The sequence below is a fragment of the Pseudarthrobacter sp. NPDC092439 genome, assembly GCF_044754945.1.
Taxonomy (GTDB): domain Bacteria; phylum Actinomycetota; class Actinomycetes; order Actinomycetales; family Micrococcaceae; genus Arthrobacter.
The window spans coordinates 119,053-141,741 of sequence record NZ_JBIVQB010000004.1; the positions used below are offsets into that span (position 1 = coordinate 119,053).

General features: G+C 66.2%; 19 protein-coding genes and 1 pseudogene. 9 read left to right on the forward strand and 11 right to left on the reverse strand.

Annotated features, from left to right (window positions below; all coding sequences use genetic code 11):
* Window positions 1–74: 74 nt before the first annotated feature.
* From ACIQCM_RS11045 to lysS, 4 genes are all read right to left on the reverse strand, one after another.
* The gene (locus ACIQCM_RS11045) at window positions 75–2,567 is read right to left on the reverse strand and encodes an ATP-dependent Clp protease ATP-binding subunit (protein WP_400607647.1); all 2,493 of its coding nucleotides are present in this window, start codon (window positions 2,565–2,567) and stop codon (window positions 75–77) included.
* Window positions 2,568–2,873: 306 nt separating this feature from the next.
* The gene (locus tag ACIQCM_RS11050) at window positions 2,874–3,203 is read right to left on the reverse strand and encodes an Lsr2 family protein (RefSeq protein ID WP_400607649.1); all 330 of its coding nucleotides are present in this window, start codon (window positions 3,201–3,203) and stop codon (window positions 2,874–2,876) included.
* Between the two features lie 137 nt (window positions 3,204–3,340).
* Window positions 3,341–3,517, reverse strand: a complete 177-nt coding sequence (locus tag ACIQCM_RS11055; RefSeq protein ID WP_400607651.1) for a hypothetical protein — start codon at window positions 3,515–3,517, stop codon at window positions 3,341–3,343.
* Between the two features lie 2 nt (window positions 3,518–3,519).
* A complete protein-coding gene (gene lysS, locus ACIQCM_RS11060) occupies window positions 3,520–5,052 on the reverse strand; it encodes a lysine--tRNA ligase (RefSeq protein ID WP_400607653.1) in 1,533 nt (510 codons plus the stop codon).
* Between the two features lie 74 nt (window positions 5,053–5,126).
* On the opposite strand from lysS, the gene ACIQCM_RS11065 reads away from it, so the two are divergent.
* Together ACIQCM_RS11065 and ACIQCM_RS11070 are read left to right on the forward strand one after the other, a co-directional pair.
* Entirely contained in the window at window positions 5,127–5,981 is an 855-nt protein-coding gene (locus tag ACIQCM_RS11065; protein WP_400607655.1) for an alpha/beta fold hydrolase, read from the forward strand.
* A gap of 58 nt (window positions 5,982–6,039) precedes the next feature.
* Window positions 6,040–6,876 carry an alpha/beta fold hydrolase gene (locus ACIQCM_RS11070; RefSeq protein WP_400607658.1) on the forward strand — a complete coding sequence of 279 codons (837 nt, stop codon included), beginning with the start codon at window positions 6,040–6,042 and terminating at the stop codon, window positions 6,874–6,876.
* Here the strand turns inward: ACIQCM_RS11070 and ACIQCM_RS11075 are convergent.
* The 3 genes and pseudogenes from ACIQCM_RS11075 to ACIQCM_RS11085 form a co-directional block, all read right to left on the reverse strand.
* Window positions 6,864–8,324 (reverse strand): DHA2 family efflux MFS transporter permease subunit, encoded by a 1,461-nt coding sequence (locus ACIQCM_RS11075; RefSeq protein WP_400607660.1) that lies wholly within the window; start codon window positions 8,322–8,324, stop codon window positions 6,864–6,866. The genes ACIQCM_RS11070 and ACIQCM_RS11075 overlap by 13 nt on opposite strands.
* A 149-nt stretch (window positions 8,325–8,473) precedes the next feature.
* A complete protein-coding gene (locus ACIQCM_RS11080; protein WP_400607662.1) occupies window positions 8,474–9,040 on the reverse strand; it encodes a type 1 glutamine amidotransferase domain-containing protein in 567 nt (188 codons plus the stop codon).
* Between the two features lie 76 nt (window positions 9,041–9,116).
* Window positions 9,117–9,215, reverse strand: a pseudogene (locus tag ACIQCM_RS11085) (sugar ABC transporter permease); the annotation flags it as partial.
* Window positions 9,216–9,383: 168 nt separating this feature from the next.
* On the opposite strand from ACIQCM_RS11085, the gene ACIQCM_RS11090 reads away from it, so the two are divergent.
* Entirely contained in the window at window positions 9,384–11,099 is a 1,716-nt protein-coding gene (locus tag ACIQCM_RS11090; protein ID WP_400607665.1) for a glycoside hydrolase family 13 protein, read from the forward strand.
* 22 nt (window positions 11,100–11,121) lie between these two features.
* Window positions 11,122–12,144 (forward strand): LacI family DNA-binding transcriptional regulator, encoded by a 1,023-nt coding sequence (locus ACIQCM_RS11095; RefSeq protein ID WP_400607667.1) that lies wholly within the window; start codon window positions 11,122–11,124, stop codon window positions 12,142–12,144.
* Here ACIQCM_RS11095 and ACIQCM_RS11100 read toward each other — a convergent pair.
* From ACIQCM_RS11100 to ACIQCM_RS11115, 4 genes are all read right to left on the reverse strand, one after another.
* Window positions 12,138–13,310: an ROK family transcriptional regulator gene (locus tag ACIQCM_RS11100; protein WP_400607669.1), complete on the reverse strand. Its 1,173-nt coding sequence runs from the start codon at window positions 13,308–13,310 to the stop codon at window positions 12,138–12,140. The genes ACIQCM_RS11095 and ACIQCM_RS11100 overlap by 7 nt on opposite strands.
* Before the next feature lie 73 nt (window positions 13,311–13,383).
* Window positions 13,384–14,328 (reverse strand): N-acetylglucosamine kinase, encoded by a 945-nt coding sequence (locus tag ACIQCM_RS11105; protein ID WP_400607671.1) that lies wholly within the window; start codon window positions 14,326–14,328, stop codon window positions 13,384–13,386.
* Complete coding sequence (locus tag ACIQCM_RS11110) at window positions 14,325–15,479, reverse strand: glycerate kinase (protein WP_400607673.1); 1,155 nt, start codon at window positions 15,477–15,479, stop codon at window positions 14,325–14,327. The genes ACIQCM_RS11105 and ACIQCM_RS11110 overlap by 4 nt, the downstream gene beginning before the upstream one ends.
* Window positions 15,476–16,831 (reverse strand): MGH1-like glycoside hydrolase domain-containing protein, encoded by a 1,356-nt coding sequence (locus ACIQCM_RS11115; RefSeq protein WP_400607676.1) that lies wholly within the window; start codon window positions 16,829–16,831, stop codon window positions 15,476–15,478. Before ACIQCM_RS11115 ends, ACIQCM_RS11110 begins: the two co-directional genes overlap by 4 nt.
* A 233-nt stretch (window positions 16,832–17,064) precedes the next feature.
* Here ACIQCM_RS11115 and ACIQCM_RS11120 point away from each other — a divergent pair, with 233 nt between their 5' ends.
* The 5 genes from ACIQCM_RS11120 (at window position 17,065) to ACIQCM_RS11140 (ending at window position 22,664) form a co-directional block, all read left to right on the forward strand.
* Entirely contained in the window at window positions 17,065–18,513 is a 1,449-nt protein-coding gene (locus ACIQCM_RS11120) for an extracellular solute-binding protein (RefSeq protein ID WP_400607679.1), read from the forward strand.
* A 138-nt stretch (window positions 18,514–18,651) separates the two neighbouring features.
* Window positions 18,652–19,959 (forward strand): extracellular solute-binding protein, encoded by a 1,308-nt coding sequence (locus ACIQCM_RS11125; RefSeq protein WP_400607682.1) that lies wholly within the window; start codon window positions 18,652–18,654, stop codon window positions 19,957–19,959.
* Between the two features lie 2 nt (window positions 19,960–19,961).
* Entirely contained in the window at window positions 19,962–21,020 is a 1,059-nt protein-coding gene (locus ACIQCM_RS11130) for a carbohydrate ABC transporter permease (RefSeq protein ID WP_400607684.1), read from the forward strand.
* Entirely contained in the window at window positions 21,017–21,850 is an 834-nt protein-coding gene (locus tag ACIQCM_RS11135; protein ID WP_400607687.1) for a carbohydrate ABC transporter permease, read from the forward strand. The genes ACIQCM_RS11130 and ACIQCM_RS11135 overlap by 4 nt, the downstream gene beginning before the upstream one ends.
* A gap of 4 nt (window positions 21,851–21,854) precedes the next feature.
* Entirely contained in the window at window positions 21,855–22,664 is an 810-nt protein-coding gene (locus ACIQCM_RS11140) for a carbon-nitrogen hydrolase family protein (RefSeq protein ID WP_400607690.1), read from the forward strand.
* Window positions 22,665–22,689: the final 25 nt, after the last annotated feature.

A 22,689-nucleotide genomic window follows, 5' to 3' on the forward strand; every position in this document is an offset into this window, starting at 1 on the left:
CGCCTGGCCGCGGTCCCCACAAGCCGGAAGCCCCGCCGCTCCTTGCGGAGAGACGGGGCTTCGGTTGGCGCCGGTTAGACGCTCGGAGCGATTTCCGGGATGCGCGGCTTGGCGTTGCCGGCGAACGTGAACTTGGCGTCGTCGCCTTCGCCCTCCACGTCCACCACCACGATGTCGCCGGGGTGGAGCTCGCCGAACAGGATCTTCTCGGAAAGCTGGTCCTCGATCTCGCGCTGGATGGTGCGCCGCAGCGGCCGGGCACCCATGGCGGGATCGTAGCCGCGGGTGGCCAGGAGCACCTTGGCGTCCTTGGTGAGCTCGATGCCCATGTCCTTGTCCTTGAGGCGCTTCTCCAGGCGGGTGACGAACAGGTCCACGATCTCGATGATCTCGTCCTGGGTCAGCTGCGGGAACACCACGACGTCATCCACACGGTTCAGGAACTCGGGGCGGAAGTGCTGCTTGAGCTCCTCCGTCACGCGGGCCCGCATGCGGTTGTAGCCGGTCTGGGTGTCGGTGCCGGACTGGAAGCCGGTGGCAACACTCTTGGAGATGTCCCGGGTACCCAGGTTGGTGGTCATGATGATCACGGTGTTCTTGAAGTCCACCACGCGGCCCTGGGAGTCGGTCAGACGGCCGTCCTCAAGGATCTGCAGCAGCGAGTTGAAGAGGTCCGCGTGGGCCTTTTCCACTTCGTCGAACAGCACCACGGAGAACGGACGGCGCCGGACCTTCTCAGTCAGCTGGCCGCCTTCCTCGTAGCCCACGTAGCCCGGAGGGGCGCCGAAGAGCCGCGAGACGGTGTGCTTCTCGGAGTACTCGGACATGTCCAGCGTGATGAGGGCGTCCTCTTCGCCGAACAGGAACTCCGCGAGGGCCTTGGCCAGTTCGGTCTTGCCGACGCCGGTGGGGCCGGCGAAGATGAACGAGCCGCCCGGACGCTTGGGGTCCTTGAGCCCTGCCCGGGTACGGCGGATGGCCTGGGACAGTGCCTTGATGGCCTCGTTCTGGCCCACCACGCGCTTGTGCAGTTCGTCTTCCATCTTCAGCAGGCGCGAGGACTCTTCCTCGGTCAGCTTGAATACCGGGATGCCCGTGGAGTTGGCCAGCACCTCGGCGATGAGGTCCTCATCCACCTCGGAGATGTCATCCATGCCGCCGGACTTCCAGAGGCGTTCCTTCTCGGAACGCTCCGCGATCATCTTCTGCTCCTTGTCGCGGAGCGCGGCGGCGCCTTCGAAGTCCTGCGCGTCGATGGCGGATTCCTTCTCCATCTTCAGCTTGGCGATCCGCTCGTCCATGGCCTTCAGCTCCGGGGGAGCGGTCATGCGGCGGATGCGCAGGCGGGCGCCGGCCTCGTCGATCAGGTCGATCGCCTTATCCGGCAGGAAGCGGTCCGAGATGTAACGCTCCGCGAGGCTGGCAGCGGAGGCCAGGGCGCCGTCGGTAATGGTGACGCGGTGGTGTGCCTCGTAGCGGTCCCGCAGGCCCTTCAGGATCTCGATGGCGTGCGCCACGGAGGGTTCCTTAACCTGGATCGGCTGGAAGCGGCGCTCCAGCGCAGCGTCCTTCTCGATGTGCTTGCGGTATTCGTCCAGTGTGGTGGCGCCGATGGTCTGCAGCTCGCCCCTGGCCAGCATGGGCTTGAGGATGGAGGCTGCGTCGATGGCGCCTTCGGCGGCACCTGCGCCGACGAGGGTGTGGATCTCATCGATGAACAGGATGATGTCGCCGCGGGTCCGGATCTCCTTGAGGACCTTCTTCAGGCGCTCTTCGAAGTCACCGCGGTAACGCGACCCTGCCACCAGGGATCCGAGGTCCAGGGTGTAGAGCTGCTTGTCCTTGATGGTCTCGGGGACGTCGCCGCGGACAATCGCCTGGGCCAGGCCCTCGACGACGGCGGTCTTGCCGACGCCCGGCTCGCCGATCAGGACGGGGTTGTTCTTGGTGCGGCGGGAGAGGACCTGCATGACGCGTTCCATCTCGTGCTCGCGTCCGATGACGGGGTCGAGCTTGTTCTCGCGTGCAGCCTGGGTGAGGTTGCGGCCAAACTGGTCAAGGACCACGGACCCGGCGGGAGTGCCCTCGGCCTGTCCCTGGCCGACGCCTGCGCCTGTGGTCTCCTTGCCCTGGTAGCCGGAGAGCAGCTGGATGACCTGCTGGCGGACCCGGTTCAGGTCTGCGCCGAGCTTGACCAGCACCTGGGCGGCAACACCTTCACCCTCGCGGATGAGGCCCAGCAGGATGTGCTCCGTGCCGATGTAGTTGTGGCCCAGCTGCAGTGCCTCGCGCAGCGAGAGCTCCAGCACCTTCTTGGCGCGGGGGGTGAAGGGGATGTGGCCGGAAGGGGCCTGCTGGCCCTGCCCGATGATCTCCTGCACCTGCTCGCGAACGCCGTCGAGCGAAATGCTCAAGGACTCCAGAGCCTTGGCGGCAACACCTTCACCCTCGTGGATCAGACCCAAGAGGATGTGTTCGGTACCGATGTAATTGTGGTTCAGCATGCGTGCCTCTTCTTGGGCAAGCACAACTACGCGACGGGCACGGTCCGTAAATCGCTCAAACATTTCGCCACACTCCTAGCTACGACGTACTTTGATGCTACGTGGCAGGCCCCAAGTTGGGGAGCGTGTTCGCCACAGGGGAAACCCGGGGTGTGAGGGGCCCCGGCGAAGGCCCCGGCAGCGTCCGGCGCTGATCCGGCACACGGCCCCCTTCGGCAGGCAACGGCCAACACAAAATAAACCCGGGCCGGACAAGCGTAAAAATCCGGGCGCGGCCCGATTTCTGAAAAAGCGAAAGCCCCGCCGCCGCCGAAACCGGCGGGGCGGGGCTTATCGCTTGAAGCGCTTTACCGCAACTGCAGACGAGTCCTAGGAATTTGCCTTTTGGTAGGCTTCCTGGATTTCGGCTTGAATTCGGCCCCGGCTGTTAACGGTGTAACCGTTATCCCGGGCCCACTGCCGGATCTGCGCAGACTCATTGCCGCGTCCCCCCGACGGCGCTTTAGTCCGGGCAGCCCGGCCGCTGGAGCTCTTCCGTCCGGCCGCTACATAGCGTTCCAGGGCAGAGCGGAGTTCAGCAGCATTGGCAGCCGATAGGTCAATGTCGTAGTTCGTCCCGTCAAGGCCGAACCGGACATTCTCATCTGCGGGTCCCCCATCCAGATCGTCCACAAGGACGATGTTTACTTTCTGTGCCATTAAAGGCCTTCCTCTTTGAAAGGTGGTTTTTTCAGAAAAGCAGGATGTTTCCGATAAAAGTATGACCCTTTTTATGGCAACGCGTCAAAGCGGCTAATGGCCGGCACGGAATGGAGTCCGCAAACAAATGGACTTACCTATTGGGAATCATCGTCCGGGCGGTTCTCGGGGGAAGCGGACCGGGCTTCTGCTTCTTTCTGGGCTTTGGCCTCTGCCTGCCGTTCGGCCTTGTCCGCGTTAAAGATCGACTTCATGGCAAACCAGAACAGCAGGCCCACCACGATCGAGGGAAGAAGGACGGCTACGTATTCCACGGTCAGTGGCCTTCAGGCTTCAGCAGGGGGAAAAGGATGGTTTCGCGGATGCCGGCGCCAGTGAACAACATCACCAGGCGGTCGATTCCCAGGCCGATCCCGCCCATGGGCGGCGCACCGTACTCAAGGGCGCGCAGGAAGTCCTCGTCCAGCTGCATCGCTTCGTCGTCACCGGCAGCAGCGTGGCGGGACTGCTCCGTAAGCCGTTCGCGCTGGATCACAGGGTCGATCAGTTCAGAGAACGCCGTGCCGCGCTCCATGCCGCCGATGATCAGGTCCCATGCCTCGATCAGCCGGCCGTCCTCGCGGTGCGGACGGGCCAGCGGCTGCGCGGACGGCGGGTAGTCGTAGACGAAGGTGGGGTTCAGCAGCGTGGGTTCGACAATTTCGCCGAACAGTTCCACTGCGAGCTTCTCCGCGTCCCACTTGGGGTCGACCTTGACGTCGTGCTTTGCCGCAACCTCCCGAAGCACCTCAAGGGGAGTGTCCGGAGTGATTTCCTGCCCAACGGCGTCGGACAATCCCGGGTAGACGGCCAGCCACTTCCACTCGCCGTCGAGGTTGATCTCCCCCGCCTCCGTCTGGAGGGTGCGGCCGGCACCCACGGCGTCCGCGGCGTCGAGGATGATCTCCTTGATGCGCTCCGCCATCACGAACTGATCAGCCCACGCCTCGTAGCACTCAAGGGTGGTGAACTCGGGGCTGTGGGTGGAGTCCACGCCCTCGTTGCGGAACACGCGGCCCATGTCGTAGACGCGGTCGATCCCGCCCACCACAGCGCGCTTGAGGTAGAGCTCGGTGGCGATGCGCAGGGTCATCTTCTGGTCGAAGGCGTTCATGTGGGTCTCGAACGGACGCGCCAGCGCGCCGCCGTGGACCAGGTTGAGGATGGGGGTCTCCACCTCCACGTAGCTGTGGCGGAAGAGTGTTTCGCGGATGGAGCGGGTAATGGCGGCGCGGGTGTAGACCATTTCGCGGGCTTCGTCGCGGACCATCAGGTCCACGTAGCGCTGGCGGACCCGGGTCTCTTCGTTCAGTTCCGCGTGCAGCACCGGCAGCGGGCGGAGCGCCTTGGAGGCCATGGACCAGGACTCTGCCATGACGGACAGTTCGCCGCGGCGGGAGGAGATGACCTCGCCCTTGATGAACACGTGGTCGCCGAGGTCAACCAGGGCCTTCCAGTCCGCGAGCGCCTCTTCGCCCACGTTGGCCAGGCTCAGCATGGCCTGGAGGCGGGTTCCCTTGCCGTCGGTTCCGCCCTCCTGGAGGGTCGCGAAGCAAAGCTTGCCGGTGTTGCGGATAAACACCACGCGGCCGGTGACGCCAACGATGTCCCCGGTGGTGTCGTCCGCCTCAAGGTGGGAGTACTTCTCCCGGATTTCCGCCAGGGAGTGCGTCCGCTCCACACCCACCGGGTAGGCCTCCGTGCCGCGCTCGATCAGCTTGGCGCGCTTCTCCATGCGGATCCGCATCTGCTCGCTGGCATCGAGGGGCTCGGGGGCGTTCTTGGGCGCGGGGGTGTTTTGGGAAGTCACAATCCCCAAGTTTACCGGGAGTTGGACAGCCCGGCTTCGCGGCTGCTGCGGCGGCGCCTGCCTAGGATGGGGTGGTGAAAGAACAGGTACTTCCAACGCACGACGGCGGCCGGCTGGCTTTGTACAGCTACGGCACCGAAGATGCGCCGGGAGACCGCCGGGTGCTGCTGATCGGCGGGGCTTTCCTCACCGCCCTGATCTATCGGCCCTTTTCCGTGGCCCTGGCGAAAGGCCTCGGCGACGGGTGGGCCGTTGACGTGTATGACCGCCGCGGGCGCGGAAGCTCGTCGGAACAGCCCGCGGACTACTGCATGGGCACCGAGATCGCCGATGTCCGCACAGTCATGGACGCCACCGGCGCCAGGAACATCCTGGGCCACAGCCTCGGCGGCTCCGTGGCATTGAACGCGGTCCAGGAATTCACCGGCACCCACTACGTACCGGACAAGCTCGCGGTCTACGACGCCGCGGTGAACATCGACGGCAACATCGACACCGCCTGGCTGGACGGGTTCGAGGAGGCCGTCAACGAGGGCCGCGTGGGCCACGCCCTGGCGCACATGAAGAAAGCAACGTCCCCGGGGTCGGCCCTCGCCCGCATCCCCGAACCCGTCCTTGCCGGGCTGATGGCGCTGCTCTCACGGACCAAGGTCAACAGGATGTTCCGTGAGGTGATGCCCAGCGGGGTGGGTGAGCTCCGGGCGGCCTACGACGAGGTGGACAATGCCCGGGATTTCAGCGTCCTCCCGGCCAACACCCACTTCATGGCCGGAGGAAAGAGCCCTGCCTATTACAGGGCAACTGCGGAGCGGCTGCACGCGGCCGTGCCCGGCAGCACGTACCAGCTCTCCCCCAAGTGCTTCCACGGTTCCATTCCCGCCGCCGTGGGGGAGCTGGTGGCCGACATCTCCGGGTATTTCAAGGGCTGAGTCCAGCCGGCCAGTACGGATACTGCCCGCGCCCGGCTTGCTCCGCTAGGCTCAGGGAATGACGCGCGAGAACATCAGGACCCCCGACGGCGGCACTCTGGAGCTCTTCTCCACCGGACTGGACCTGTCCCCGGCCGGATCGGGAGTGGTCATTGTCCCGCCCTCCATGGTCACTGCAGCCGATTACACGAAATTCGCCCAAAAGCTGAGCGCTGCGCTGGGCCGTCCGGTGCACACGTTCAACCGCCGCGGCCGCGGCACCTCATCGCCGCAGCCTGAGGACTACACCCTCGACGTGGACATCCGGGACCTCGATACGGTGATGAAACACACCTCCAGCACGGATGTCTTTGGCCACAGCTTCGGCGGCGCCGTGGCCCTCCACGCAGCGCGGACCCTCCCGGTGGAGCGGCTGGCGGTCTACGACCCCGCGGTTTCCGTGAACCACAGCGTCAAGGCAGACTGGACCGCCGAATATGAGCGCGCCGCAGCCGCCGGGGATGACGACCGCGCCCTGGCCGTCCTGAAACGAGGCCTGGAGGCCGGCGGATCCTTCTCCTCCCGGATGCCGCTGTCCATGCTGACCCTGGCCAACAAGCTGACCGCGGCAACGCCGATGGGCAAGCAGCAGCGCGAACTGATGCGCACGGGCGTCCGCGAGATCAAGGCCATCATCGCCGCGGACATGCCCGCCGAACCCTTCCTGGAACTGCCGCTGGAAACGCTGATCGTGGTGGGCGAGAAGAGCCCGGCCTACTTTGGCGTGGCATGCGGCCAGATCCACGACGTCCTGTCCGGTTCCAGCTACACCATCCTGCCGGGTATGGGCCATGACGATGTCCTCAAGGCCCCGGACCGGCTGATCAAGGAATTGAGCGACTTCTACTCCGGCTGACCCGGGGTCTTGCGCATCATCGCGGAAAGCACAACGGCGGCAACGGCTATGAGGGTCGCCGCCAGGAAGGCGGCGCTCATCCCGGCGACGAGGCCCGCCGTCGTACTTACCACCGCGAAAATGGACACGAGCAGCGCCGTGCCGGCGGCGCCCGCCACCTGCTGGGTGGTGCTCATGATGGCGGACCCGTGCGAGTACAGGTGCGGGGGCAGCGGATTCAGGCCGGTGGTGAAGGCGGGCGTGAACAACAGCGCCAGGCCGAAGCTCAGGCCCACGTGCAGTGCAATGATCCACCACACCGGCGTGCCGGCGTCGAGCCTGGAGAACTGGAAGAGGCTCAGGACCAGGAGGACCGAACCGGTGACGGTGAGCGGGAGCGGGCCCACCTTGTCGAAGAGGCGGCCGATGACCGGGCCCAGCAGGCCCATGGCGAGCCCGCCCGGGAGCAGCGAAAGGCCCGTCTCCAGCGAGCCCAGGCCGCGGATCTCCTGCAGGTAGAGCGGCAGCAGGATCACTCCCCCGAACAGGGACATCATGGCAACGACCATAAGCAGGACGGAGACGGTGAACATCCGGAATTTGAAGGCTCGGAGATCCAGCAGCGGGGCCTGGGACTTCTGCAGCCGGACCTGACGGAGGATGAAGACTGCGAGGCTTGCCACGCCGATGGCGAGGGCTACGATGGGGCCCGCGCCCGGGCCGGCCTGCCCGCCGTGCCCGCCGCCAATCTGGCTCAGGCCGTAGACCAAGCCGCCGAACGCGGGAACGGTGAGGAGCACCGAAAGGAAGTCCAGCCTGGCCTTTTCAGCTTCCCCCACGTTGGTGAGGTATTTGGCGCCGATGGCCAGCGCGGCGAGGGCAACCGGCAGCACGAAAACGAACATGAACCGCCAGGTGAAGTGCTCCAGGATGAGGCCGGAGACGGTGGGACCCATAGCGGGTGCCACGGAGATGGCAATGCTGACGTTGCCCATGACGGCGCCGCGCCTTGCCACCGGGACCAGGGTGAGGATGGTGGTCATCAGCAGCGGCAGCATGATGGCCGTGCCGCCGGCCTGGATAATCCGGGCCAGCAAAAGCACCTCGAAGCCTGGCGCCGCCGCGGCCAGTGCGGTGCCGCCGGTGAAGAGGCCCATGGCCAGCATGAAAACGGCCCGGGTGGTGAGGCTTTGCAGGATGAAACCGGTGGTGGGAATGACCACTGCCATGGTGAGCATGAACCCGGTGGCCAGCCACTGCACGGTGGGGGCGTCCACGCCCAGGTCCACCATGAGCCGCTGCAGGGCCACGTTCATGATGGTTTCGTTGAGGATCACCACGAATGTCGCCACCAGCAGCGTGGCGATGACCGTCACCGATTCACGGGACATTTTCGCCGGTGCGGGCGGCTGCGCTTCAGCAGCCTGGACGGGTTTGCCGGAGGCGTTTGAAGAGACTTCTGTAGACATGGGTGTTCCCTCAGGGAGTAATGAGTGGGGCACGCGATCGGCGTCGCTGCAGATTCCAACACTCTACCGGCAGGAGTCATTCCTCCATCCGGACTTTTCTTTACCCCTGAGGAAACACCTGGCCCTGCGCCTGCAGGCCATACTGCCTTTTAGGCGGTCTGGCCGGCGTGCGTGCCTTCCGCGATTTCCTCCAGCAGCTTGCTGTTAAACGCAGGCAGGTCGTCCGGGTTGCGGCTTGTGACCAGGCCCTGGTCAACCACCACCTCCTGGTCCGACCAGTTGGCTCCCGCGTTCTTCAGGTCCGTCTGGAGCGTGTGGTAGGAGGTGACGTTGCGTCCGCGGATCACTCCGGCATCAATCAGCAGCCAGGGACCGTGGCAGATGGACGCGACCGGCTTGTGCTGTTCAAAGAAGGCCCGGGCGAAAGCCTGCGCGGCTCCGTCCACCCGGAGGTGATCGGCATTAACGACGCCGCCGGGGAGGACGAGTGCATCGAAGTCGCCCGCGTTTGCCTCGCCAACGGTGATGTCGACGTCGAATGTGTCGCCTTCGGCGGTGCCGTTGAAGCCCTGGAGCCGTCCGGGCTTCAGCGCCACCAGGGTGGGCTCGCCGCCGGCATCCTTCACGGCCTGCCAGGGGCTGGTCAGCTCAACCTGTTCCACGCCGTCCGTCAGCAGGAACGCGACCTTCTTGCCTGCAATGCTGTGTTCTGACATGGTTCCTCCTTGGCTTGGAGACTCGTGTGCCTGACACGACCCAGCCTAGGAAAGCCCCAACTGATAAGCAAGCTGATTACTTTACGGAACCCGCCGCCAGCCCGCCCACAATGAACTTCTGCAGGTAAAGGAACAGCAGGAGCACAGGCAGGGCGATGAGCACCGATCCGGCCGCGGCTGACGGACGACGGCAACGACGGCCGCCCCGGGCGCAGTGAGACAAGTCACAACTGTAAGCGATTCCAAACTATGCGTCCACATCCAGGTTCGCTTTGGCGGATTCCGCGTCATACTTAATTGGAAGCCGTTCCATTTCATGTCTTTGACCCCTTAGGATGACCGGATGACTAACACGCTCGCCCCCGCCGCGGCCGGTCTTTCCGCCGCGCAGCTGGTCCCCGTCCACCCCGCCGACGAAGGCTCCGAGTGGTGGCGGTCCTCGGTGATCTACCAGGTGTATCCACGCTCATTCCGCGACCTGAACGGCGACGGCGAGGGTGACCTGCCCGGTATCACCGCCGAACTGCACCACCTCGCGGACCTGGGAGTGGACGCTGTGTGGCTGTCGCCGTTCTACGTCTCGCCGCAGCGCGACGGCGGCTACGATGTGGCCGATTACTGCGACGTGGACCCAATGTTCGGCACCCTGGCGGACTTCGACGCGCTGGTGGCGGGGGCTGACTCGCTCGGCGTCAAGGTGATCATCGACCTGGTTCCCAACCACTGTTCCTCGGACCACGCACTGTTCCAGGCGGCCCTCGCGGCCGGTCCCGGCAGCCCCGAGCGCGGGATGTTCGTGTTCCGCGACGGACGCGGGGAACACGGCGAGCTGCCGCCGAACAACTGGCAGTCGCACTTCGGCGGACCGGCCTGGACCCGCATCGAGGAACCCACCGGCGAACCCGGCCAGTGGTACGTGCACCTGTTCGACTCCTCCCAGCCGGACTTCAACTGGGACAACCCGGCCGTGCATGACGAGTTCAAGCGGATCCTGCGGTTCTGGCTCAGCCGCGGCGTGGCGGGCTTCAGGGTGGACGTGGCGCACGCCCTGATCAAGGCGCAGGGGCTCCCGGACTGGCACGGGCGGCCCGACGGCGTCAGCACCGAAGAGCACCCCGGCCACCTCGCGCCGATGTTCGGTCAGCCCGAGATCCACGACATCTACCGCGAGTGGCGCAAGGTGCTGGCGGAGTTCGACGGCGAGCGCATCCTCTGCGCCGAAGCGAGCATCGACCCGCTGTCCCGGCTGACCAACTGGGTGCTGCCGGACCAGATGCACCAGGCGTTCAACTTCGCATACCTCGGCACGCCGTGGGACGCGGAGCGGCTGCGGTCGGTGATTGAAAGCTCGCTGCGGATGTTCGATTCCGTGGGCGCTCCCACCACTTGGGTGCTGTCCAACCATGACGTGGTCCGGCACGCTACGCGGTTCGGCATCGTGGAGCCTGCGGCCCGCCCGGGTGACGGCCTGGGCGTGGAGGATCCCCAGCCTGATTCCGGGCTGGGGCTGCGCCGGGCGGCGGCTGCATCCATGCTGATGCTCGCGCTGCCCGGCGGCGTGTACCTGTACCAGGGTGAGGAGCTGGGGCTTCCGGACCACACCACGATGGACCACGCCTTCCGGCAGGACCCCACGTACCGGCGAACCGCGGGTGAGCGGATTGGCCGGGACGGCTGCCGCGTGCCCCTCCCCTGGGAAGCGGCCGCTCCGGCCGCAGGCTTTAACAGCACGGGCTCCTCGTGGCTCCCGCAGCCCGAGGGCTGGGGATCCCTCGCCCGCGACGTACAGGCGGCGGACCCGTCCTCCGTCCTTGCCCTGTACCGCCGCGCCTTGGGGTTGCGCCGCGAACTTGGCCTGGGCGGCGGATCCCTGGACTGGCTGGACGGAGTGGCGGGTCCCGAGTGCATCGCCTTCGTTAATAACGGCGTCCTGGTGATGATGAACATGGGTACCGCGCCGGTCGAAATTCCGGACATGGAGGTCCTCCTGGCGACCGACGGCGAAGAGGCGGCCCAGCGTAAGCTTGGTGCTGCGCAGTGCATCTGGCTGCGCATGTAACCACGGGGAGCAGCAGGGGTCAGTGGCAGGAATAAAGGATGTGGCCCGGCTGGCGGGAGTTTCCCAGGCGACGGCGTCCCGCGCGCTGAGCGGCAAGGGCAGCGTTTCCGAACGGGCAAGGCTGGCCGTGACCGCCGCGGCCCGCGAGCTGGGCTTCGTCATGTCCTATCACGCATCCAGCCTGGCCAGCGGGCGGAGCCATAACATCGGGGTGGTCCTGCCGTTCGTGAACCGCTGGTACTTCTCCACGCTGCTGGAGGGCACCAATTCCGCGCTCATGGATGCCGGCTACGACCTGACGCTCTATGACTTCCAGGGCGACCGGTACCGCGAGTCCGTCCTGGGCGATTTCCTGCTCCGCAAACGGCTGGACGGCGTCATCGCGGTATCCCTGCAGCTCAACGGGCACGAGACGCAGCAGATTCTCTCGGCCGGGATACCCGTGGTGGGGGTCGGCGGGCCGCTTCCCGGGATCCCCACAATCAGGATCGACGACGAGGCGGTGGGGCGGCGGGCCACCGGGCACCTGCTGGGGCTGGGCCACACCCGGGTGGCGCACCTGGGCGGGGAACAGGAGTTTGGCGGGCATTTCAAGATTTCCGGCGGCCGCCGCGCCGGGTACGAGGCAGCGATGGCCGACGCCGGCCTGCCCGTCCGCCCGGCGTGGAACCTGGCCGCGGACTATTCCATGAACGATGCATACCGGCAAGCCAAGCACCTGCTGGCCGATCCCGACGAGCGGCCCACCGCCATTTTCTGCGCTTCTGACGAGATGGCCGCCGGCGCAATGCTCGCGGCGCGGGACCTGGGGCTCCGGATCCCGGCCGATCTGTCCGTGATTGGCGTTGACGGCCACGAGATGGGTGACATCCTGGGCCTGACCACCATGGACCAGCAGGCCCACGCCCAGGGCTCCCGTGCCGTGGAACGCCTGCTGTCCCGGGTGGAAAACGGGACGGGCGCCGCGGGCCCGGCGGATGAAATCATCGAAGCCCGCCTGGTGGTCCGCTCCTCAACCACGGCCCCGCGGACGCACGCTTATTGAGCGGCCGCGGCCAGCGTGCGGTCGATGGCGGCGGGGTCGTACACCTTCCGCATGACGAGCGTGGCAAGCCCCGCGATGGCAGTACGGTCGTGCGGGTCCCCCGCCCCCACCACGAGTCCCTCAGCGATCCGCTCCACAACATCTGCGAAGACACGCCTGCGGACGTTGTCCACCAGGACCGGAAGGGCACCAATCCTGCCGCCCAGGACGAGCCTGTCGGGGTTGATCGTGGTGATGGTCGCGGCGAGCGCCCGGCCCAACACCTCCGCTGCCTGTGTGAGGGCACGCAGGGAACTCTTTCTCCCGTCCAGGGCCGCCTGCCGTATGGCGTCGACGTCGGAGAGGCCTTCGGCGGCGAACCGGTCGGCGATGGCACGCCCTGAACTGTAGGCTGCCAGGCACCCGTTGCGGCCACACCGGCAGCGCGGACCGTCGTCGGTGATCCTGATGTGGCCGATATCGCCGGCCGCGCCGTGGGCTCCGCGGAGGATTTCTCCGTCCACAACGATTCCGCAGCCGATGCCGGTAGCCACCTTGACGTAGACCAGCGTTCCCCGGCCCGAATCCCATTCGCCGAGCGCAGCCGCGCGGGCATCGTTTTCCACCACCAGGGGCACCGGCCACACCTGCGAAACCGCCTCGATGATGGCATCCGGCTGCCAGCCGGGAAGGGTGGTGGGGTGCACCACGCGTCCGCTTGCCACGTCCACGGGAGCTGGAACGCTGACTCCGACGCCCACCAGCACTTCCCCGGTGCCCTGTTCAAGCAGCGCCTGGCCCGCGCCGGTCAGCCGCCCCAGCACCTCCGCGGCAGGGCCGCCGATGTCATGGGTGATGGTGGTGGACCGCAATTCCACGCCGTCCGTGTCCACGACTGCCACTGTTGCGTGGGTCTGGCCCAGCGCCAGGGCAAGGATGACCTTGCCGCGGTTGTCGAAACGGATCTTCCGGGACCGGCGTCCGCCGGTTGCCTCCAGCGCCTCGCCTTCGTAGATCCAGCCGCGCCGCAGGAGGGCCTCGAGGCGTTCGTAAAGGGTGGCGCGGGACATGCCGGTCTCGGACAGCAGTTGCTGTCGCGAAAGTCCGTCCGCCGAACGGATCAGGTTCAGCAGGTGCCCGTGGGACGTTGCGCCGCCCAGGCTGGCAGGTGTTCGTTCGACCGTCACAACATCCTCTTCCGTGCAGGGTTAAGACATACTGTCATCCCGCATGGCGGTATGCAGGCATCCTGCCGCATGGTCACTGGCGCGCGGACCGGACGTCCTGCTCCGACAGGTAGGAGACGCCGAAGACCGGATCGCCGGCCAGTGTCCTGACGTCAGTGATCCCGTGGGCAGCCAGGTGGTCCTTGAACGCTTTGCCCAGTGCCGGCTGGTTCAGTCCGACACCGCCGCCGAGCACCACCGGGCCCGGGTTCATGAGGCGCAGCGCAACCTGCAGCACCTGCTCGGCCAGGCTCTTCGCAGCCCGCTCAACCATCCGCTCACTTGCCGCGTGGCCCCGGCTCGCGCATTCGAAGACCAGCCTGGCCTTCCGGGCCCAGTAGGTCCGGTCCGTATCGCCATGGAAGTGGCGGATCAGGCTTTCAGGTGAGCTGAGGCCGCAGTCCGCAAGCAGCACGCCGGTCAGTTCGTCCACCGGCAGCCGCAGGTCGTAGCGCCGGAGGCTGTGCCGGACGGCTTCACGGCCGAGCCAGTACCCGCTTCCCTCATCGCCCAGAAGGTAGCCCCAGCCGCCGGCACGCACCTCGGTTCCTTGCTCGTCGACGCCCCAGACAGCTGAACCCGTTCCGGCGATAACGGCAATACCCGTGCGCACCTGCGCTGCCGCAAGGATCAGCCGGGTGTCATGAACGATGGTCACCGCTGCATGGGGCGCGTGCGGCGCGATAAGCCGGCGCAGCTCGTCCTTGTCTTCCTCGGTGTCCACGCCGCCCGCCCCGACGTAGACCCGGCCGGCATCGGTGGCACCGAGCGAGCCCAACAGGACCCCCAGGTGGCGGGAAGCGGTTTCGCGGCTCACATTCTGGACGTTGGCGCTGCCCGCGATCCGGTCAGCCATGACGCTGCCGCCGACGATGCGGATGCCGTGCGTTTTGGAGCCTCCGATGTCCAGTCCGATAACGGTCCGGCGCGCGGCGGCACCGGACGCGGGCCGGAGTACGGCCGGACCCGTGCTGCTCATTGCAGGACCCTTTCCGCCACCAAGGAAGTACCCACATTCCGGCCCACGGCAGCCAGCAATGCCGCTGCCCCGGACATGCAGCGGGCCGTGTCGGGCTCCAGGTCGGTGAGGGGGAACGAACCCTGGATTCCCAGGGTGCCCAACTGCTCCGCGGTCAGCGATCCCTGACCGCAGACGGCTATCACCGGAACACCGGCGTCGCGGGCAACAGCCGCGAGTCCGGCCACTGCTTTGCCGCTAAGGGTCTGCGGGTCCAGCGAGCCTTCTCCGGTCACCACAAGGTCCCCGGCACCCAGGGCAGCGACAGTTTCTCCGTAGCCGGTGATCTCCATGACCACGTCGATTCCGGGCTGCCTCGTGGCTCCGAGCACCGCAAGGGCTGCGTAGCCGATGCCCCCGGCGGCACCCGCACCCGGGAAATCGGCCATGCCGGCCAGCACGCCGTGCCCTTCCATCACCCGGACAAGGTGTGCCAGTCCTTCTTCGAGGATCTCCACCTCTTCTGCGCCCGCGCCCTTCTGGGGACCGTAGACCGAAGCCGCGCCGTCGTGCCCCAAAAGGGGGTTGTCGACGTCGGACGCCAGGACGATTTCACAGCCGGCCAGGCGGCGATCCAGTGAGGTGAGGTCCACGGATGCCAGAGTGTCCAACGCACCTCCGCCGTGTGCGACGGCGGTCCCGTCACCTGCGGTGAGGCGGGCGCCGAGGGCCTGCAGGAAGCCCGCCCCGCCATCGGTGGAGGCGCTGCCGCCCACAGCCAGGACGATCCGGCGGGCGCCGGCGTCCAGCGCGGCCACCACCAGTTCCCCCGTGCCGTAACTCGTCGCACCAAGAGGATCAGGAATGCCGCCCGCAAGCTGAAGCAGGCCGGACGCCTGGGCCATCTCGATGACCGCGGTCCCGCCGTCCGGATGGAGCGCGAACCCGGCGGAGACAGGCTGGCCGGAGGGGCCGGTGACCGACAAGGTGATGTGCCGGTATCCAGCCCCGACGGCGGCAGCCACGGTGCCGTCGCCACCGTCGGCGATGGGCATCGGGATGACCGTGGCGTCCGGCCGGACCGCGCGGATTCCCTCCGCCACGGCATCACATACTTCGGGCGCGGTCAGGCTTCCCTTGAACTTGTCGCAGGCAATCAGGACCGTGGTCATGTTGCGGCAGGCCGGCCGTCGACGGGTCCGGCGAGCCATTCGAGGGCCGCGGCGGCAGTCCACGCCTGGGTCAGGCTGCCAAGGGGCTCGCCCGTGAACGGCTCATAGTATTCGCCGAACTTGAGGTCCGAAAGCTGCTGCAGCGATGTGGTGCGCAGCTTCTCCTCCAGCCCCGCCTGGCCGTCGCGGCCGCAGGCCCACCCCAGCAGGAGGTTCAGGAAAGGCCACACCGGTCCCCGCCAATACGTGCGGGGGCGGAATGCGGCGCTGGCCGGCGACGTGGAGGGCGGCAGCGGGAAGCGAAGCCCCGGAAATCCCATCCACTCAGGGCCCTGGAGCATCTCGCGCTGCCGGGACAGCAGGCCCTGGTCGCCGCCGGCCACCAGCGGGGCGAAGCCCGAGACGGTTTCGGTGGCAATCCACTGTCCTGCCAGGACGTCGAAATCGCGGGCGAGTCCCGTTTCCGGGTCCACGGTCGCTGCGACGCCGGTGCGGAAGCGTTCGGCCAGTTCGCGCAGTTCCTGTGCCTCCTCCCGGCCCAGTTCGTGGGCAAGGTCGGCCAGGACCTCGGTGGAGGCCGCCATGATGGCCGAGAAGAACACGTCGCGGACACGGAAGTCCACGATCTCCTGGACGGCCTGGTCGTCGAAGCGGACGGAGGCCATCTGCTGGACGAGCCACAGGTATTTGGTGTATTCCGAGTCGTCCGGGCGTTCACTGACATCGGCAACGTGGGCGGTGTCCCGCCGGACGAACGGTTCGACGACGCCGGGCCGGATGGCTGCATAGGGCCCGTCCCAGCGGGGTGAATTGTCGAAACCGGATTCCCAGCCGTGGTGAATCTCGATGAGCCCCACCCGGTCCGGGTCGCGGACCTCGGCAAGCCAGCGGTGCCAGGCGAGCCAGCCGTCGAAGGACTCACGTACGAAGGCCTCGGCAGCTGCCTGGTCCGTGCCGCCATTTTCGCGGCCGCGGTCCAGGATGTGCCGCACCGCGATCACGTGGACAGGCGGCTGGCAGATTCCGCTGGTCTTGACGCCCTCGGGGCGGGCTGCTGCACTTGCCGTTCCCCAGCGGTCGAAGCCGGGGAAGTAGTCGGTGTCGTTTGCGCTGAACACGATGTGTGGGATCATGCCCGTTGACCACTGGGCGCCAAGCAGGGTCCGCATCTCGGTGATGGCCCGGGGAACGCTGACCCGTGCCAGTCCGATGGCCACGAAGGCGGCGTCCCAGCTCCACATGTGTGGGTAAAGGTTGGGCGCTGCACTGGTCATGGTGCCGAGGTCGTTGGCGCGGAGCACTTCGATCGCGGCGTCGCGGATCTGTTGCGCGGTCACATTCTGCGGGGACACGGGAGCCTCCAAGGGGCCGGGAAGGGTAGCGGGGGCGATAAGCCGGGGCGGGAGCGGAGAAGCCGAAGCGGAGATTCCGCCGTAAACTTTCGTATAAGCATCAGACAAAAGATGCTGACTGTCAATGCATTCGCGGCGAAGGACGCCTGGGCTGCCCGGTCAATGTAAAGATGTTTAGGCGCAGGGCACCCCTGCCGGCGCCGTCGAAATCATTGCGAGTAAGGAAGTTTCCCATGGCCGCCGAGTGGCCTGCCGTCGATCCGAGCCGGCCCATTCCTGTCTACGAACAGCTGAAGGCACACCTCATTCAGCTGATCCTGAGCGGGCGCTACGGGGCCGAGGGGCAGTTGCCCACCGAGTCGGAGCTGTGCACCACCTACGGGCTGAGCAGGACGCCGGTACACCGCGCACTCGCCGCACTCGCAGCAGAAGGAGTGGTGGTCAGGCACCGACGCCGAGGCACGTTCGTGGCTCCGGAATGGCTCGAGAGGCATGCGGGTGTCCGCGAACTGACGGCCGTAGTGCCGGAAGGACCCTGGGCCAAGCTGATCCGCGCCGAAGCCCCCACCGACGTCGCACTCTCGATGACCGTGGTGCCCCTGGGCGGCCTCCACGACCACCTCACGGAGGCGGTGGCGAGCGGCGAGGCTCCGGACATCGCCCTGGTGGACTCCGTCTGGGTGCCCGAATTTGCCACCGCCGGCTATTTCCGGAGAATCGACGACATCGATTCCGGATGGGCGCGGGACCAGTACCGAAAGCTCTTTGCACAGGTGTTCGTCACCTCCCAGGCCGTGGACGGCGCTTCCGTGGCTGTCCAGCTCGAGGCCGACGTGGCCGGCCTTTGGTTTGACCGCGAGGCCCTGGCCGCTGCCGGTATCGCTCCGCCCGACACCTGGGGTGAGCTGGCAGCCGCCTGCGCCCTGCTCGCCGTGAAGGGCACCCCTTCCCCGCTGGTCCTGCCCGGCGGGCCCGCCGCCGGCGAGGCGGCAACCTATTGCCTCCTGGCCCTCCTTGCCTCGAACGGGGCGCGCATCATCGGGCCGGCAGGAGTCCTGCCGGACCGGGACCGGCTGGTGCAGACCCTGGAGTACCTGCAGGAACTTGTGGTCCAGGGCGCCATCGCGAAGGAGTCAGTCAACTTTGCCCGCGAGCGTCCCGTCCAGCTTCTGGCCTCCGGCCAGGCCGCCTTTGCCCTGGCCGGCAGCTATGAACTGCCCGCGCTTGCCGGGGTGGCCGGCCTGGACCAGGAAAGTGCGTGGCGCCGGTTCGGATTCATCCCGATGCCCGCCGGCCCCTCGGGCAGCCGCGCCAACCTTGCCGGCGGCATGGCCCTGGGCATTTTCAGGCAAGGCAAGCGGCCGGACCTCGCCCTTCATGTGATCCGGGCCCTCCTGTCCTCGGACGCGCAGGCACGCATGGCCCGCTCAACAGGGCAGATACCCACGCGGACCTCGGTGGTTCCACTGGTGGCTGATGACAACTCACTGCTGGGAAAGTCCGCCGCGATGCTCGAAGGAGCCGTGGTCCGCCCGGCCGTGCCGTCCTACGACCGCGTTTCCCAACAGCTGCAGAAGCTGCTGGCAGACATCATCCTGGTGCGGATCAGCCCGACCGCGGCGAGCGAGTACACCGCCGAACTGATCTCCGCCATCACCGGGCTGCCCGTAGCGGGCAAATAAGCCAACGCGGCACCCCGCGGCACGCCGAAACCCCCATTTTCCCGGCCCGACCTTCTACCCGCCTTGACATCAGCACGTGAGCGACCTCATATTTGTCACTACGCAATGACAAATACCACTGCTTCGACGGAGATACAGATGATCAAGTTACGAGCGCGCCGCGCGGCGGTTGCCGCTTTCGCAACACTCGCCCTCGGCTTCGGCGCCACTGGGTGCGGCGCAGGGTCCGAGACCGCCAAGACCGACGGGCCGCCAAAGGGTGAGATCCGGGTCCTCTCCAACTGGAGCGGACCCGAGGCGGAAGCCTTCGGAGCCATGGTGGAGGGCTTCGAGGCGAAGTACCCCGACGTCTCCGTGAAGGTGGACAGCGTGCCGTTCGACCAGACGCAGTCGGTCCTGACCCAGCAGTTCGCCGCGGGAAGCCCTCCGGACGCCGCCGTGGCATTGCCCGGCATGGTGCGCCAGCTTTCCAAGCAGGGTCTCCTGATGGAGGTGGACACCCTGTGGGATGAATGGATCAAGAACGGCGAATACAACGATTCCCTGCGCGCAATCGCGGCAGGAGCCGAGGGCAAGACCGAGGCCGTCTACGTCAAGGGCAACGTCAACGGCCTGATCTGGCACACCACCGCCAAGGCCAAGTCACTGGGCCTGACTGCCCCGCCGGCGACCTGGTCGGAGCTTACGGCCACGCTGGACAAGTACAAGGCCACAGGGCAGTCCCCCTTCAGCGTCGGAGCCAAGGACGTCTGGGTTCCCACCCAGTGGATGGACCCGATCCTGCTGAACGTGGCCGGCGAGGAGAAGTTCAACCAGCTGGCACGCGGTGAGATCGGCTGGGACGACGCGGACATCGCCAAGGGCGTCAAGGTGCTGGCGGACATGATCCGCAACTACTGGCCCAAGAACGCCCTCGACACGGGCTTCTCCGACGAGACCTGCGGCTGGGTGACCGGAAAGAACGCGTTCGCCAACAACGGCGCATTCGTCAACGGAATCGTGCCCTCCTGCGACTCGAAGCTCAAGCCGGGCACTGATTACAGCTTCTTCACCCTGCCCGCCTTCGAGGGAACCGAAAAGCCTGCGCAGGCTGTCAGTGGCGACCTCTTTGTCGGAGCCAAGAAGTCCAAGAACCCGGTGGCAACCATGGCATTCCTGGAGTACCTCGGATCCGTTGACGCCCAGACGATCTGGGCGAAGAAGGGCGGCTACATCGCGCCCAACATGAAGGTTCCGGCGAGCGTCTACCCCACGCCCAATGACAAGGCCGCAGCAGAGCTCTGGCCGAAGGACGCCGCAGGCCAGGCCGGCTACGACCTGGATGACTGGATCGGCGGGGAGCTGCAGAGCAAGTACCGCAACGCCCTTGTTGAACTGGTGCGCTCCCAGGATGCCGATGCCTTCATCGAGACCATGAAGACAGCCGACACCCGCTCGAACGGATAATTGTGACTGTCATCCCCAAAGAAGACACGACGAGCGTGCAAAAGGGGGCCGGGGCCTTTCGCAAGAAGGCCCCGGCCGGCCGCCGGCCCGGAAAGCCTGGCCGGTCCGCGCTCACGCCGTACCTTTTTATCGGTCCCATCCTCCTGGTGTTCCTGGGCTTCTACCTGTGGCCCGCGTTCAGCACGGTGACCTCCAGCTTCTTCACCTGGGGCATGCTCAACCCGTGGCAGATCAATGCCCCGGCCGACTGGGAATACGTAGGGATGGAGAACTACGCCTCAACCCTGACCAGCGCCGACTTCTGGAACGCGGCCCTGAACAGCGCCATCTGGCTGGTGGTCTTCCCCGGACTTGTCCTGGCGGTGTCCTTTCCCCTGGCGCTGCTCGTGTGGAATGCCCGCCGGGGCTCCGGAATATTCCGGAGCATCTTCATCCTGCCCATGACCATCTCGCTTTCGGCCGCAGGCATCATCTGGTCCTTCATCTACAACCCGGATCCGAACAAGGGTGTGCTGAATGCGTTCCTGGGGCTCTTCGGCCTGGCGGACGCCTCCTTCACCTTTGGGCCGCTGGAGGTGCACGCCGGCCAGTGGCTCTCCAACCCGGGCGTCCTGCACCTGGGAATGGCCGACATCCGATTCGCCAACCTCTTCGTAATCATTCCGGCGGTATGGGCCTTCGCAGGCTTCGGCGTCATTACGTTCACTGCCGGCCTGACCTCCGTGCCCGCAGAACTGCTTGACGCAGCCCGCGTGGACGGCGCAAAGCAGTCCCAGCTGATCCGCCATGTGGTGATCCCCAGCCTCCGCCCGTCCATCGTAGTTGTGGCAGTGGTCAGCGTGATCTTCGCCCTGCGGACGTTCGACATCGTCCTGGTCACCACGGCAGGCGGCCCGGCGAAGGACACCGAAGTGCTTGCCATGCTGCTGTGGCGCCAGGTGTTCCAGTACCTGGACACCCCTCAGGGCGGGCTGGCGGCGGCCATTGCCGTACTTATGTCCGTCTTCATGATTGCCATTTCGCTCCCCTACATCCGCGCAACCCTGAAGGAACAGCAATGAGGCAAAGTAAATGGGCCGTGTTTGCCCTTTACGGCATCCTGACCGTTGCCAGCATCCTGTGGCTGGTGCCCGTTGCCACCGCTGCGATGATATCCATCCTTCCGCTCGACCAGAGCGGCGCCGGCTGGTGGCGCGCCGACTTCTCCACCGCCACGCTGGAGAACTACGGACGGGCCTGGCGGGAGGGGCTGTCCACCTACACGTTCAACAGTTTCATCATCTCGATCAGCTCGGTGGCCCTGACGGTGGTCCTGGGAACGTCGGCGGCCTACGCCTTCGCGCGGATGAAGTTCCGCCTCAAGGGACTCCTGTACTTCCTGCTGATCACCACCATGATCGTTCCGGTACAGATCATCCTGATCCCGCTGGTTCCCTGGTTCCGGACCCTCAACCTCAATGAGGGACCGGCGCAGTTCCTTGGCATCGCCCTGGTGCACACCGCCTTCGGCGCCGGCTGGGCACTGTTCATGCTCATCGGGTTCTTCTCCCAGATCCCCGAAGAGATCCTGGAATCCGCACGGATAGACGGCGCGAGCGAATTCGACGCATTCCGCCGGATCGCCCTCCCCCTGGCCGTCCCCGGCATCGTGTCCTTCATCATCATCGACTTCGTCTTTGTCTGGAACGACCTCCTGATGGGCCTCACTCTGCTTGACAGTGACCACCGGCCGCTGACCGTTGGTCTGGCCAACCTCCAGGCCCCCCAGCTGAACCAGGACGACCTGATTTCCTCAGGCTCCATCCTCGCCATCATCCCCCCGCTGCTGCTTTTTGCACTGCTCAACCGCTATTACGTCCGCGGGCTCTACGCCGGCGCAGTGAAAGGTTAGACCCATGAACCCACCATCCGGCCAGAGCGTTCGTGCCGCTATCCTCCAGCTGGAACTGCCCAACGGCGACCTGGACGGTAACCGTGCCGCGTACCGCGATGCCCTGCTCGGCCTGGGCGACGCCGACCTGGTGGTCACCCCGGAACTGTTCATCTCCGGCTATGACCTCAAGATGATCGACGAGATCGGTGCGCAGCTCAGCGAGCCGCTTGACGGCCCTACCGTCGAAATGACCAAGGAAATCGCGGCGGAAAAAGACTTCACCGTCGTCGTTGGCCTACTGGAACGGGGTGAGGACGGCAACCTCTACGACACCGCAGTGACGGTGACACCCGCAGGCGATGCGGTCCCGTACCGCAAGAGCCATCTATTCCCCACTGAGTTCGACCGGTTCAAGCCCGGCAACGAACTGTTCGTGGTGCCAACCCCGGCAGGCCTCCTCGGACCGCAGATCTGCTTTGAACACGCCTTCCCGGCTATCGCCACCACCCTCGCCATGGAAGGGGCACAGATCATCGTCATCCCTTCAGCCGTGGGGGACGGTTACGATCACCTGCTGACCCTCCGCTCCAGGGCACGGGCTCAGGACAACCAGATCTTCGTGGTCGCTGCCAACCTCAACGGCAACGGCTTCTGCGGCCATTCCCTGATCGCGGACCCGCGCGGGCACGTCCTCGCCTCAGCTGGCCACGGCGACGCCATCCTCCGGGCGGACCTCGACCTGAGCCTTACCGGCCTGGAGCGCCAGCAGGAACGTTCGCTGTCCCTTGCCCGGCCTGAGCTGTACACGTCGAAGCAGAAAACCGGGCGCTGACCCCGCGGAGCCGGCATATTGGATG

Coding starts and splice junctions, on each gene's coding strand:
- ACIQCM_RS11045 (WP_400607647.1), bottom strand. CDS start 2,567: ATGTTTGAGCGATTTACGGACCGTGCCCGTCGCGTAGTTGTGCTTGCC.
- ACIQCM_RS11050 (WP_400607649.1), bottom strand. CDS start 3,203: ATGGCACAGAAAGTAAACATCGTCCTTGTGGACGATCTGGATGGGGGA.
- ACIQCM_RS11070 (WP_400607658.1), top strand. CDS start 6,040: ATGACGCGCGAGAACATCAGGACCCCCGACGGCGGCACTCTGGAGCTC.
- ACIQCM_RS11075 (WP_400607660.1), bottom strand. CDS start 8,324: ATGTCTACAGAAGTCTCTTCAAACGCCTCCGGCAAACCCGTCCAGGCT.
- ACIQCM_RS11080 (WP_400607662.1), bottom strand. CDS start 9,040: ATGTCAGAACACAGCATTGCAGGCAAGAAGGTCGCGTTCCTGCTGACG.
- ACIQCM_RS11090 (WP_400607665.1), top strand. CDS start 9,384: ATGACTAACACGCTCGCCCCCGCCGCGGCCGGTCTTTCCGCCGCGCAG.
- ACIQCM_RS11105 (WP_400607671.1), bottom strand. CDS start 14,328: ATGAGCAGCACGGGTCCGGCCGTACTCCGGCCCGCGTCCGGTGCCGCC.
- ACIQCM_RS11110 (WP_400607673.1), bottom strand. CDS start 15,479: ATGACCACGGTCCTGATTGCCTGCGACAAGTTCAAGGGAAGCCTGACC.
- ACIQCM_RS11120 (WP_400607679.1), top strand. CDS start 17,065: ATGGCCGCCGAGTGGCCTGCCGTCGATCCGAGCCGGCCCATTCCTGTC.
- ACIQCM_RS11125 (WP_400607682.1), top strand. CDS start 18,652: ATGATCAAGTTACGAGCGCGCCGCGCGGCGGTTGCCGCTTTCGCAACA.
- ACIQCM_RS11135 (WP_400607687.1), top strand. CDS start 21,017: ATGAGGCAAAGTAAATGGGCCGTGTTTGCCCTTTACGGCATCCTGACC.
- ACIQCM_RS11140 (WP_400607690.1), top strand. CDS start 21,855: ATGAACCCACCATCCGGCCAGAGCGTTCGTGCCGCTATCCTCCAGCTG.